This window comes from Paenibacillus cremeus (genome assembly GCF_007786445.1).
GTDB classification, from domain to species: domain Bacteria; phylum Bacillota; class Bacilli; order Paenibacillales; family NBRC-103111; genus Paenibacillus_G; species Paenibacillus_G cremeus.
This window is the reverse complement of record NZ_VNJI01000026.1, coordinates 82,643-94,883: the sequence shown is the minus strand read 5'-3', so window position 1 is coordinate 94,883 and position 12,241 is coordinate 82,643. Positions and strand designations below refer to the sequence as shown.

12 protein-coding genes are annotated in these 12,241 nt (G+C 44.4%); 8 read left to right on the top strand and 4 right to left on the bottom strand.

Annotated elements, in window-relative coordinates:
- Positions 1 to 408: 408 nt before the first annotated feature.
- A complete protein-coding gene (locus tag FPZ49_RS20160) occupies positions 409 to 1,641 on the top strand; it encodes an IS110 family transposase (protein WP_144850277.1) in 1,233 nt (410 codons plus the stop codon).
- Positions 1,642 to 2,010: 369 nt separating this feature from the next.
- Here the strand turns inward: FPZ49_RS20160 and FPZ49_RS20155 are convergent, their stop codons facing one another.
- Positions 2,011 to 3,105, bottom strand: a complete 1,095-nt coding sequence (locus FPZ49_RS20155; RefSeq protein ID WP_144850275.1) for a Gfo/Idh/MocA family protein — start codon at positions 3,103 to 3,105, stop codon at positions 2,011 to 2,013.
- Positions 3,106 to 3,243: 138 nt separating this feature from the next.
- Here FPZ49_RS20155 and FPZ49_RS20150 point away from each other — a divergent pair, with 138 nt between their 5' ends.
- From FPZ49_RS20150 to FPZ49_RS20125, 6 genes are all read left to right on the top strand, one after another.
- Positions 3,244 to 4,089 (top strand): LysR family transcriptional regulator, encoded by an 846-nt coding sequence (locus tag FPZ49_RS20150; RefSeq protein ID WP_144850273.1) that lies wholly within the window; start codon positions 3,244 to 3,246, stop codon positions 4,087 to 4,089.
- Between the two features lie 114 nt (positions 4,090 to 4,203).
- Positions 4,204 to 4,530 carry a hypothetical protein gene (locus FPZ49_RS20145; protein WP_186445943.1) on the top strand — a complete coding sequence of 109 codons (327 nt, stop codon included), beginning with the start codon at positions 4,204 to 4,206 and terminating at the stop codon, positions 4,528 to 4,530.
- A gap of 198 nt (positions 4,531 to 4,728) precedes the next feature.
- Positions 4,729 to 4,893 (top strand): NUDIX domain-containing protein, encoded by a 165-nt coding sequence (locus FPZ49_RS20140; RefSeq protein WP_144850271.1) that lies wholly within the window; start codon positions 4,729 to 4,731, stop codon positions 4,891 to 4,893.
- Between the two features lie 365 nt (positions 4,894 to 5,258).
- A complete protein-coding gene (locus FPZ49_RS20135) occupies positions 5,259 to 5,459 on the top strand; it encodes a hypothetical protein (RefSeq protein ID WP_144850269.1) in 201 nt (66 codons plus the stop codon).
- Positions 5,460 to 5,598: 139 nt separating this feature from the next.
- Positions 5,599 to 6,798, top strand: a complete 1,200-nt coding sequence (locus FPZ49_RS20130; protein WP_144850267.1) for an MFS transporter — start codon at positions 5,599 to 5,601, stop codon at positions 6,796 to 6,798.
- A 317-nt stretch (positions 6,799 to 7,115) separates the two neighbouring features.
- Positions 7,116 to 7,562 carry a GNAT family N-acetyltransferase gene (locus tag FPZ49_RS20125; protein WP_144850265.1) on the top strand — a complete coding sequence of 149 codons (447 nt, stop codon included), beginning with the start codon at positions 7,116 to 7,118 and terminating at the stop codon, positions 7,560 to 7,562.
- A gap of 434 nt (positions 7,563 to 7,996) precedes the next feature.
- On the opposite strand, the gene FPZ49_RS20120 is transcribed toward FPZ49_RS20125, so the two are convergent.
- On the bottom strand, positions 7,997 to 8,623 hold the full coding sequence (locus FPZ49_RS20120; protein ID WP_186445942.1) for an isochorismatase family cysteine hydrolase: 627 nt from the start codon (positions 8,621 to 8,623) through the stop codon (positions 7,997 to 7,999).
- Positions 8,624 to 8,969: 346 nt separating this feature from the next.
- On the opposite strand from FPZ49_RS20120, the gene FPZ49_RS20115 reads away from it, so the two are divergent.
- A complete protein-coding gene (locus FPZ49_RS20115; protein WP_144850261.1) occupies positions 8,970 to 9,164 on the top strand; it encodes a hypothetical protein in 195 nt (64 codons plus the stop codon).
- Positions 9,165 to 9,272: 108 nt separating this feature from the next.
- Here the strand turns inward: FPZ49_RS20115 and FPZ49_RS20110 are convergent, their stop codons facing one another.
- Together FPZ49_RS20110 and FPZ49_RS35870 are read right to left on the bottom strand one after the other, a co-directional pair.
- Positions 9,273 to 9,932 (bottom strand): phospholipase D family nuclease, encoded by a 660-nt coding sequence (locus FPZ49_RS20110; RefSeq protein ID WP_144850259.1) that lies wholly within the window; start codon positions 9,930 to 9,932, stop codon positions 9,273 to 9,275.
- Positions 9,933 to 11,600: 1,668 nt separating this feature from the next.
- On the bottom strand, positions 11,601 to 11,747 hold the full coding sequence (locus FPZ49_RS35870; protein ID WP_186445940.1) for a hypothetical protein: 147 nt from the start codon (positions 11,745 to 11,747) through the stop codon (positions 11,601 to 11,603).
- Positions 11,748 to 12,241 lie beyond the last annotated feature (494 nt).

Sequence of the window (12,241 nt, the reverse complement as noted above, 5' to 3'; positions counted from 1 at the left end):
TAACATAAAGTTCGGGTGCCACTGACATCTCTCGAATAAGGGATGTTAGCGTTTCTTTTAAAGAGCTCGCGTACAATTCCAATGACAAAACCTCCTCGTTTTTCAAGGGGCTTCGCCACATTTTTTTAACTGCTTGTCAATACCTATTTCGCATTTTTGCGCAAAAAACCTTCATGACCATTCGGTCACCGCGATGTATGAAAATGTAAGGCTTGATTCAAAAACGAATCCCGATCCAATACTGGTAATGGCAGGTCAAAGGTCGACTCTTTTTTGGTGAGACCAAACCCGAGCAAAAAACCGCCCTATTGCAACGATGAGAACCGCCGATTGTTGCCTAAGCACGTGTATAAAAATACACTACTCTCCGTTGCATGACCTGTACAATCCAAGTAATGAGGGATGCGTATGGACGCAGTATTAGAACGATGCGCGGGGTTAGACGTGCATCAAGAAACCGTTGTCGCTTGTGTGTTAAGCGGTCCTTTGGATCGTAAACCACAGCAAGAGATTCGTACTTTCGGGACAACGACGAGGGAACTCTTGGCATTGTCGGACTGGCTGGTAGAAAAACAATGCTCCCATGTTGCCATGGAGAGCACGGGCGTCTACTGGAAAGCGGTTTGGAACGTTCTCGAAGGTCATTTCACACTCGTGCTGGGAAATGCCAAGAAAATCAAGAATGTCCCGGGACGTAAAACTGATGTGAAGGATGCCGCTTGGATCGCAAGTCTGTTACGCTGCGGACTAATCGAGCCTAATTTTGTGCCACCCGTAGACATTCGGGATCTTCGAGATCTCACGCGATACCGTCGAAAGCTCCAAGGACAAGTGACGTCAGAGAAAAATCGCATACACAAGGTTCTGCAAGATGCAAACATCAAGCTAACCACTTATGTTTCGGACTTGTTTGGTAAATCCGGACTCGCTCTGCTTGAAGCCCTTGTTAACGGTGAAGTGCTAGATGCCAAATCCGTTAAGGATATGGTTTTTACTCAGCTCAAGAAAAAAGTGCCCGAATTGATCGAGGCTTTAAATGGACGATTGCGAGTGCATCATCGTTTTCTAATCGGACGGCACTTGGTGCATTTACGTCAAGTAGAAGAACATATCGAAGCCCTACAAGAAGAGATCGACCGCTTACTGATCCTATATCGAAAGGAAATCGATCTGTTGGTCACCATTCCGGGAATTCAAGAGGATGCTGCGGCGAGCATTCTGGCGGAGATTGGAGCGGACATGTCCGTATTTCCTTCTGAAAACCATTTGGCTTCATGGGCAGCCGTTTGTCCGGGAAATCACGAAAGTGCAGGCAAGAAGCGAAGTTCTAAGACAAACAAGGGTAATAAAGGGTTAAAGGCTGTCCTTTGCCAAGCAGCTTGGGCTTCATCTAAAACAAAAAACACGCGTCTTGCTGCCTTCTATAACAGAGTTGTGAAGCGACGAGGACCAAAGAAAGCAGCGATGGCTACGGCACATCTCATTTTGAAGATCTGTTACTTCATAATACGAGAGAAAACCCCTTATCAAGAGCTGGGTTGGGATTACTTGCCGAGAAAAGAAAAAGGACTTGATTACTGGGTCAGTAAAATCAAGTCCATGGGTTATTCCATCCAAATACAGGATACCCATCCTGCTTAACTTTTAAAAATTTCGAAAGAAATTTTTTCGGGGAGTGGGTCTTTTTGTGCCTAAATCGTACAAACCCACCATTAAACCGCATTTTCGTATAAAAAGAGCGGGCTATCTTTTCGATAACCTGCTCTTGTTCTTGATTTTGGACACTATGCCTTAACTAAATGACATTGCCCGATCGGGTGCCTTTTTACTATTCGCCGATATGACGGTTAAGCCGAACCTTATCACAAGTTGATGTAGAAAAATTAGGTGTAAGAGTTGCTAAGGAAGATGTTGGGCAGTGTGGTATTCAGGAGTGAAAGGGGAAGGTGATATCGCTTCTTCCCCTAGTCTTCCTTTCGGATGGCTTCCTCAATGGCCAGCCGTCAAAGCTTATAGCTTCTGTCTAATGCCTGTAGCAGCCGCGAGCTTGATGGTCTCCAGCAGCCTATGCAAGCGGGACGCGTCGTGGAAGCTGGGCGAAAGAAAAGTACCGCCAAGAATATCCGCGGCAAAACGCTCTTGCGCCTTCGAAACAAGAAACTTCATTGATTCTTCCTCTGAAGGAAGTGCCGTGAAGTGCTTGTCGTCATGCGCTGCCGGGATGCCAGAAGCATACAATGTTTGATACACCTGCAGGTTGCCAAACTGTACATGGCCGACAGAATGCTGCTGCTTCAATTGAAGCATACCTTTTTCTCCGTAAATATCCAATTGAAATCCGGGATAAGTTCCGCCCTGAATATGGACTGACGCGGAGGCACCGCTGCTTAACATCCCCTCAACCATGATCTGGTCGGCTGCGTCTTTGGCAACCTTTTCACCTGTTTCCAACACGGCAGCCTCATTGTAATTGCAGATCATGATAGCCGACAGCTCCTTAAAGTCCCCAAGCAGGCGGCAAAGCACATCCAGCGAGTGTCCGCCGTTGATGGCTAGAAGCGTTGCGCCGTTTTCCTCCTTTAACAGATAGGCACTGTCACGACTCGTAACACTCCCCCTGGTGGTCGATAAGCGCATATTGCAGGACAGAACCCGGCCAAGCTCACCGGATTCGATCCGCTGCTTGATGTCTTGGATGACAGCGGATTGTCTGGCCTGAAGACCGACGGCATGATGAATGCCGGCTTGATCGGCAAGCACCGCCAATTCTTCGGCTTGAGCCGCAGTTACTGTCAGCGGCCATTCGCAGTAAATGTGTTTGCCTGCTCCAATAGCTGCTTTGACAGCCTCATAATGAAAAGGCACCTTGATACTGACGACAACCAAGTCCACTTCCGGGCTTTCGCATAATTCGTTTAGGTTTGTAAAAGCTTGAACCCCACCCAAGGCAGCGGCACTTTCCAGAGCACTTTCCATTTTGGATGTGGCAACCGCCGTTATGCAGTGCTTGTTGCTCATCTGAAGTGTAGGAACGTGCGTTTGGCTTGCCCAGTGATTATTAAGCGACGCTCCGATAATTCCAGTCTTAATAATGGAACCGTTCATCTTGTATGCCTCCTGTTCGGATCTACTTAAACGCGGCGACGCAAACCGTCCGCATATCCATAATATAGAGTAGAAACTCCATCATGAATAATGTATATTTGAGATAAAGATATCATTTATTTTGATAGAGGGATGACTATGGATATTGAAAATATGATAGCATTCGTTACCGTTGCCGAGCTGAAAAGTGTTTCTGCAGCAGCTTCGAACATGAATCATTTGCAGTCCAACATGACGGCAAAAATAAAAAAGATCGAAAACCATTACCGGCAGCAACTGTTTTTCCGAAGCACTCGCGGAATGGAATTGACACCTGAGGGAGAAAAGCTGTATCGGCAGTATAAAAAACTGCTGCTGCTGTGGGAAGAGACCGAGCAGGAAATGAATCGCCGGGAGTTAAAGCTGCGTTTAGGTATCATGCAATCCGTGATCAGCGAAAATATCACAAAAGCATTTTCCGATTTATACGAAAAGTACCCCAACATGTCGGTTACGCTCATAACCGGTTCCACTGAAAAGATGGAGGAAGAGTTGATCGAAGGCAATATTGACCTGGCCTATACCTTTGGCAAATCGGACTTACAGCAGCTCCATTACTGGCCAATCGGCAGTGAAGAACTGGTTCTGGTCGGCAAAAGAGTCAAGACTGCAGCAAGTCTGGCCCAATGTCTGCAAAGCGAAACCATGCTTATCCTGTCGAAAAATTGCTTGTACGCCTCGATTCTGCAGCGCATTTACTCGGCTCACGGCATTCATCTGGCTTCTAAAACAGAGGTCGGTGTATTGGAAACGCTGCTTCGTCTTGCAAGCCTAGGCATGGGCGTCGCTCTTATTTCCAAAACCAATGTCAGAGAGTTTGGAGTTACCGATTTCATGGAGCTTCCGCAGGAATATCGGTACATTGATAAATTTTTAGTTACTCGAACAAATTACGAGTTGTCGCCTTTAGAACGGCAGTTTTTCAAAATTAGCCAGAGCTTATAGTTCATATCCGCAGATAGCTGAGGAACTAAAGAGCCGTAACTCAGCCCGCGCTTTAAGAAGGACATGATTGGATATGGTCTGGAGACGAGTTTTTACTATTTCGGTGATCTAGAAATGTTTATGACCATTCTTTATGGCTTATTGAAGGACGGAGGGGAAATGATTCTAAGTGATTTCCACCCCTTAAGAAAATGTATTATTACTCATGGGGAAGTAAACTATTTTGATACGGAACTAAGAAACGGAGATGTGGCATACAAAGGTTTGTTTGACGAGAGGGAACAGTTGGATTTTCCCGATGTCTCAATCCGCCTATACACTTTGAGCGACATCATTAATTCGGTCATTGCGACAGGTTTCAGTTTGCGGAAGTTTGATGAACATCGTGGATGGAATAATGAAAATATTCCATGGGAATTTACTATATTAGCAGGTAAATAAGTATTATTGTATTAAAGTAACGAATACGAGATAGAGCAATCAAGTTAATACGGCAGCAGGCCAACCAGCTGCCCTTTTTTTATTAAAGTGGCTATTAACTGGAATGATTGTCTCGAAATTGTCACCCAATAATATCCATAATTATGGGATAATTTATCTCGAAGCTTCTGCAACTTATACTAGAAAGGGTTTGGAGAAATGGCTCATAAACTCGCGGCTGGAGTTGTTGTATTAAAAGACGATGCAGTTCTCTTAGTAAAAGATCATTCTGGCTGGAGTTTGCCGAAAGGTTCGACTGAAAACGGTGAAATTTTCTTACAGGCTGCTGAACGAGAAGCATATGAGGAAACTGGGTTAAAATAGTTGCTGAAGATGTTGCTTTCGTTACGGAATATACATCACAAAAATATGGACAGAGTGTAAGGGATTTGCCAAAATTTTTGACTTTCCGTCCGTGGGTTGTACCCCTGGAATATTGGATCCTGAATAGGGAATTGAAATACTTCTCGTTTGATTTAGATATTGAAGGGTTTCATGTCTCTTAAAAATTCATCACAGGCTCATTAAAGTAACGGGTACGATAGCGTGGCGATTGAACCGATCCATCGCTTCGGATTGACGAATCGACAGAGTAGGGGGCATAACATACTAACGGCCTATAAACATTGAACCTTTAAGAAACCGGACTTTCTCTTTAACAAGCTTGACACCTAAAGGCCTCCAAATCGATGTCGGGAGTGGCGTCCGGCATTTTTTCAACTTCACGCTATATCGGCGGTATGATTGCGTCTGTTATGGTCAGCATGCTGGGCGATTATCACCTGCTGTTTTACGTGCTGCTCATCATGGCGCTGCTGGGAGTACCGGTTTTCGGCGGAACCGCTGGTTCAGAACGTATACCGGTGTCTGCGGATAAGCCGTCTGCTTAATGTGTATTAATTCTAGTCCGTCCGATATATGCAATGGATGTGAAATCTCTGTTATCGTTTCTGTTCAAATATGCTACTATGGTATGTAATCCGCCCGGGAGGCTTGGGCAAATACATAGTATAGGAACGAGACATCATCATGGAAACTTGGAAACGAAATTTATGGTTGTTGTGGACCGGTTGTTTTATCACTTCGGCCAGCTTCTCTATGGTTATCCCATTTTTGCCGTTATTTCTGATTCACATCGGTATGGACAAAAATATTGAAATGTGGTCGGGGCTATTGTTCAGCTCGGCCTTTTTGGCAGGCGCAATCTCAGCACCGTTCTGGGGCGCGATGGGCGACAAATACGGCCGGAAGCCAATGATTGTGCGTGCCGGAATTGTCATTTGCATCATCTACCTATTGACGTCGCTGGTGACGAACCCATACCAGCTGCTTGTACTGCGCATCATGCAGGGACTGCTGACCGGCTTTATTCCAGGTTCAATCGCGCTGGTGGGAACGAATACTCCGGAGCACAAGGTTGGCTATGCGATGTCGATGATGGCGACCTCAACGGCGACAGGCGGTATTATGGGGCCGTTGTTCGGCGGGCTCATCGCGAATGTATTCGACAGCCGGATAGCGTTTGCCAGCGCAGGTGTGTTCGTGTTGATGGGAACGCTGTTGGTACTGTTCGGGGTCAAAGAGGAGAAGTTCGTGAAGCGCAAGGAAACCGTCTCGTTTGCCGAATCGCTGCGGATTTCCGCACGTAACAAGCCGTTTATGATTGTTTTGCTGCTGTCGATGCTGACCCAGCTCTCAGTCATGACGATTGAGCCTGTCCTACCGCTCTATATTGTTGAGATTGGCGGGTCCGTAAAAAATGCTTCGCTGCTGGCAGGTATCGTCTTCTCGCTCGTGGGCATCTCCGGCATCGTGTTTGCTCCGCGCTGGGGTAAGCTGGCGGACTTCTACGGCTTTGAGAAAATTTTAATTATCGGGCTGCTGGTTGGCGGACTAGGCAATCTGGCGCAAATTCCGTTTCACAACATTTGGGGATTCTCAATTGTTCGGTTTATTTACGGAGCGTTCTTCTGTGCTGTATTTCCGGCTTTAAATGGGCTTGTTGTCCGTTCGACGCCTGCTGAATTCCGCGGTACGGCATTTGGACTGAACCAAACTGCGAGTCAAATCGGTGGGATGGCCGGCCCGCTGCTGGGTGGAGCAATCAGCGGCGCGGTTTCCGTCCACGCCGTATTTTGGATGACCGGGTTGATGCTGCTGTGTACGATGGGGGCGGCATATGGGGCGAAGGGGCTGTTTCGTCGGAATGATGTCGCAGTTTCGAAATAGATTGGATTGGTGGTGTGCGGATGTAAAATGAGAGGGTAATGCGGCTAATTCCGGATGGTGGAAATCGCACTATGCAACAGCTCGTCGTGTACTTCCGAAAGGATAAGTTGCCGTTCAGTTATTAAACTAGTTAATTCGTTGCTATGAAGGCTATAGAAGAAAAAATAAACCACTCCCCGAGTGGATTAATTATTTTTTACCGCTTCTTCTACTGCTTCCTTAAGCAATTAGTATACACTCGATCCACCGGACGTCTACACATACATTTTGTGGAGTTTGCATACAAATTTAAATATTGGAAGGGGGGACATCACATTTTGGAACGAATAACATGGCATTTTCCGCCGGCAATATCGTCAAGAAAACTTACCCGTGAATCAGAACAACAATTGTTTTATCAGTTAGCCATTGAGTTCTCAGACATACTCAATCGTAATGTTCAGATTAATAATGGATTGCCTATTCTTTTCGAAGATAGAGTAACTTTAGTTCACTATCAAGCCAAACAGTTTGAATTAACTATTAATTTAAGAAAAGATCCCGAACCTATCGTTAATATTTCCCAGTTATCTGTTCAACCTCAAAATCAAGGTTTAGGGACGAAGATAGTGACACACTTTCTTAGGAGATTAAGCGATACTTCTTACGAACGGGTTATTTTGGATACTCGTAACGACGAAGATCGTCGTTTCTGGCGTAGCCTTGGATTTAAGCCATCCGATAGAGATTGGCATTTAGATTGGTTTTTCAAGATTCCCCATTAGGAGGCAGATGTTTTTCTCCCTGCTTAACTATTCAATTTATACAGCTTACGCTTAACTAGAATAGGTCTAACAAACGTCTCAGAACTACATGCCATATTTTAGCTTTTTTCATCGTAGAAGTTTAATCTTGCCAGTTAGATCAAAAAAAACGGAACGAGGTGTGCTGGTTCCGTTTTTTCGCTGTTATAATTTATATCGTTTAGCAAGCTGCGTTTACTCTGCTCCTTAAAATATTAACATCTAGCCACCCCAGTATAATCCAAACATGATTCGTTACGCTAACGGATACAATAGCGTGGAGCTGCCGCCAAGACAGCTCCTTTTTAATGTCGTTTGAAGTAATAGGCAGGATTGTTTCATCAAGTGCCGTAAACAACTCAGGGAACGGTTCGGTCAAATTATACAAAAAATTTTCGTTGAGGACTCTCAAGGCTTTATAAGTGTGAAATAGCTTCCTGTGTTGTCCAAGTAGCACTGGCAAAAGCTTTGTAATTAGTAACAGCTGCATGAAAATCCTCTTCACTAATTGTTGCCGTGGCATCGTATACAACAGCTGTTTCAAAACCAGTTTCGATTAGATGCCTCATATGAGACTCAACACAAACGTTGGAGAGCACCCCTGCAATAATTATCTTCTCTTTTCTATGTTGTCGCAACTGATATTCCAAGTCATTTGTTTGTGGACTGGCAACCTTGTGAGGAGTTGCTATGACGGTACTTCTATCAAAAATATAAGGTTTGAAAGAATGAACAAAATCAGCTCCAAATGATGGTGGTGTGTACGCATTTGCCACGTGATACATTCTAAGACCTAATAGCATCTTTTGTTCATTTCCCGTAAATTTCCAGCCATAATCATGAGGGTATAAATAATGGGGCGATATGAAGAGTTGGTATCCCTTATTCATGGCAGTTCTCATTAATAGTTCAAGGTTTTGTATAGTATTGTTTCGTTCAATAGTTCCTTTAGTCAGATGGTAGCCTCTACCCCCAGGACTCATAAAGTCATTTTGTGGGTCTGTAATTACAATGGCCGTATTATTAGGATGTGGTTTAAACAAAATACATTCCTCCCTCGCAAGCTACTGCTTAAAAAGCATTATAGGCATTTATATGTTTTTTACAGTTTGTTTAATGTACGGTGAAATAATTAATAAAGTGCAACTTTGACGAATTGCTTGCATAGAACGAGTGGTTATCAAATAACGGGGAAAGGAAAAAGGGCAGAGAACCGGACAGTCATTCGTTTTAAAGTCATTAACTTTAGAGAGGCTGTCTTAGAATTAGAGCTGCGTGGAGTCTTTGTTGATGTTAATAGATTTGATTGGGGGACCATAGGGGTTATTATTGACCCCAAAGGAAATCGGATTGAATTGAAGGATTGGATATAAAGTGACATGAAGTGGCATGCCTTGGCTTGAGATCAGTCAGGAAGAACTTGCAGATGAACTTAGCAAGTTCCAGCAAACCGGTGAAAAGTATATGATGGTCTACGATTATCAAATCATGAACAAGCTGGATTATTGGGACGCCAATCCGGATAAGATCACCAAGGATACCGAGGAGCAGTACCTTCATTTCATCAACCTCATCGCCTCATAGGACTTGACGGGTTCTTTGGCAATAAAACTAAATGCAAAAAGAGTTGAGCGGTATTCCGGGGCTCAACTCTTTTTTTTGATCCTGAAAAGTGCAAGCTAAGTAGTTTAACTACTTAAAGTCTTGAAAATTCACTTTGTCCGACCACATCTTTTCGAACTCTGTATCCCATTCTTGAGCAAGCTTTGCGTCATGGATTGCCACGATGACTTCGTCATTGGTGGTCGTCGCGGACACCGAATAATTATAGGATCCCGTCGTAACGATAGACTTATCAGCGATTGTGACCTTCATATGCATTATACCCTTATGCGTATTATCTTTGATTGGAATGCCAGCCGCCTTTAGTTCCTTCAGTTTAGCAGATTGTGCTGCCGTACCTGCTTCTTGCTTGTCGGTTAACACTCGGACCGCGACTCCTCGCTTCTTTGCAGCGAGGATTGCATCGACAATGTCTTTATTCGTTAAGCTGTAAATGGCAATATCAAGGTTCGATTTTGCTTCATTTATGATGCCGATCAGTATTTTTTCAGGATGTCCTTTATCCTGAGTGAATGCATATTCGATTTTCGGTGGTTCAGGTATAGAGGCCTGCTGTTTTGAGGCCTCTGTCGCTGGTTGCTGCGGATCTTTAGTTTCAGCTGTCGTCGATAACGAAATTACATTCGCCTGAGTAGGTGCGGCGTCAACTGATTGATTCTTAGATGTTGTGCAACCAGTTAATGAAAATGCAACGATCAATGAAGATGCGAATAGAGCTGTCTTTTTCATGGTTCATCCCTCCAACAAACTGGTATGTTCTATCATAATTCAATAGAATCGCGGAAGGTGCAGAACACTGGTACTAGAATAATTGGAGTTTCTGTAAATTCACAATTTTTTACCGAATCTTTTGTAGAAGTATGTCTCCGCGTATTCCGAGCGGCTCTTTTTTTTCAAGGCAGCGGAGAGCAGTCTGGAGACTCCGAGTTAATTCAGCAGACCAATATTGAAATACCTAATGGAACTCCTAACGAACGAAAGTGAGGCTTTAAGCATATCTTCCTAGATCGGTGTGGAGGGCGGATGACGGACGGCTTTAGCGAGAGCGAAAATCGCCCGAATTATCCCATTCCCGACGATGGTTACATAACATCGTTATGACGAGACTTATGCCGAAAAGCTTAATCCGACCAACTTCCTTCAATAAATCATTTGGAAGAACGGAGTCCCAACACAACTCAAGTATGGATTCCAGACTTACCAGCCCGGGATCGAAATCGAGCTCCACGGTCCCCGGACACCGGTGTTTTCACTTGCAGAATCGATGATCCTGCAGTTTGAAGTGAAACGGATGCTCTAAAACAATAGGGGCCATAGGCGGCGGCCCAAGCGGAGAAGGGCTCTAGATCATATATATGCATTAGCCTATTGAGCCTATCTTACGAACAGGAGTGAATTCGATGACCTTAACCCCTCCGTCTGGACCTCAGGGACATCATGGACCGATGCCGCAGCCACATGGACATCATGAACCGCCGCATTTTGGGCCGCCGCCTCATGAACATCACGGACCGCTGCATTTTGGGCCGCCGTTTCACGTTCACCATATACCGCCGCTGCTGCCTCCGCCGATTTTTATACCTACGTTTCCTGTATTTTTCGTGAACCCCAGTTCGATATCAAACTGCTTGTTCCGCAACACCTACGTTTGGCTGACTAACGGAAACCAATTCTGGTTTTTCCCGACTAATGTCGGATTTGGTACCGTAACAGGGTTTTGGTGGACGGGAAGTGTCTGGTTGATCATTGTGCTGGGCCTAAATGAGATTCGATCATTTTCCTGCTTCTAAGCTATAAACAATAAAAGCAGGAAGCAATGAGGAATATTAATTAAGTGGTTATTTATTCTCGTACTAACGGATTACAATAGTTTTAATAAACATTTAAGCTGCGGCTGCCGATCATTCTAAACGTTTACTGCCTCCTCCAGTTAATTAAGAACAAAAGTCCTCCCAGTGGAACGTTCGCGAGGACTTTCGTACTTAATATAGACAACCTTTTCATGCTGATAAGGCAACGAGAGGAGCATGCGTGACTTAGCTCATAGCTGCAGTCGGAACGCATTGTAGCGATTATTTCTTCTCCCTCGCTCGATGGAATTCGTTCATGAGGATTTGAAAGACGGCGACGAACATTAGTTGGACGATAAGATAGACAAGAAAAGAATACCGAAGCGACCATCCCTTATAAAGGAACACACCGAAGACTACGGCGAGCGCCTCAAAAGCTGTCCCGAGCAACGTCCCCCCGAAGACATAGAAGGGGATGCCAAGGCCTTTTATTTTCCATTTGTCGTAAAAGTAAATAAACAAATAACCGGATATCTCCAGAAGAAGTATTCGGCTTGGAAGAAAGGCTGAAGCGGGAAAAACAGGGGGCGGCTAATTAGGGATGGCTTTAATTATACCATCCCCACCACCATGCGGATTCTTCATACCGCTTCCAATTCTCGTCGACTACTTTAACCGGTTGATCTTCACTATCTGGAACAGGAGAGGATTCGAAATCAACAGTTTTATCAGAAACCAAATTAATTTTATCCATTAGTTTCACCTCAAATACAATTGTAGGAAATCTCAATTTAATTTATACATACAGGACAGATGCCTACTTATAATAATATGAATTGGTCGTGTACATGGTGAATTGAGTGGTGGCGGATCCGATCAATCCCTTGTTTTCGTCTGTGTAGGCACCGCTGGCTGCGAGCAGGAAGATGGGTTAGAATATGCATTTTCGGCTTGCCGTAAAAAGGGCCTAGGCTCAAGGGATTGCGTCCCTATAATGCGGATAAGAATAAAGCCGTTAGAAAATAGCGATCCATTGAGCGACGGGTAATATTTACTTACCAATTTGTCATATGAAGGAGTAAGAGTTGTTGTTGACAAGACTTCAGAAGAACCTGGCCGCTGCGGCATCATTGGGAAAGCCAAGCACTCTGGCTCATTATGTTTACATAATAATTATGTAAACTGATTTCGGATATTATTTATTCTCAGAAAGGGCAAGCGTGTAAGGTCTTAGTTAACTTTAGGTAA

Excerpts from the sequence above, each read along its gene's own strand:
- FPZ49_RS20160 (WP_144850277.1), top strand. The coding sequence starts at position 409 with ATGGACGCAGTATTAGAACGATGCGCGGGGTTAGACGTGCATCAAGAA.
- FPZ49_RS20155 (WP_144850275.1), bottom strand. The coding sequence starts at position 3,105 with ATGAACGGTTCCATTATTAAGACTGGAATTATCGGAGCGTCGCTTAAT.
- FPZ49_RS20150 (WP_144850273.1), top strand. The coding sequence starts at position 3,244 with ATGGATATTGAAAATATGATAGCATTCGTTACCGTTGCCGAGCTGAAA.
- FPZ49_RS20145 (WP_186445943.1), top strand. The coding sequence starts at position 4,204 with ATGTTTATGACCATTCTTTATGGCTTATTGAAGGACGGAGGGGAAATG.
- FPZ49_RS20140 (WP_144850271.1), top strand. The coding sequence starts at position 4,729 with ATGGCTCATAAACTCGCGGCTGGAGTTGTTGTATTAAAAGACGATGCA.
- FPZ49_RS20135 (WP_144850269.1), top strand. The coding sequence starts at position 5,259 with ATGTCGGGAGTGGCGTCCGGCATTTTTTCAACTTCACGCTATATCGGC.
- FPZ49_RS20130 (WP_144850267.1), top strand. The coding sequence starts at position 5,599 with ATGGAAACTTGGAAACGAAATTTATGGTTGTTGTGGACCGGTTGTTTT.
- FPZ49_RS20115 (WP_144850261.1), top strand. The coding sequence starts at position 8,970 with ATGCCTTGGCTTGAGATCAGTCAGGAAGAACTTGCAGATGAACTTAGC.
- FPZ49_RS20110 (WP_144850259.1), bottom strand. The coding sequence starts at position 9,932 with ATGAAAAAGACAGCTCTATTCGCATCTTCATTGATCGTTGCATTTTCA.
- FPZ49_RS35870 (WP_186445940.1), bottom strand. The coding sequence starts at position 11,747 with ATGGATAAAATTAATTTGGTTTCTGATAAAACTGTTGATTTCGAATCC.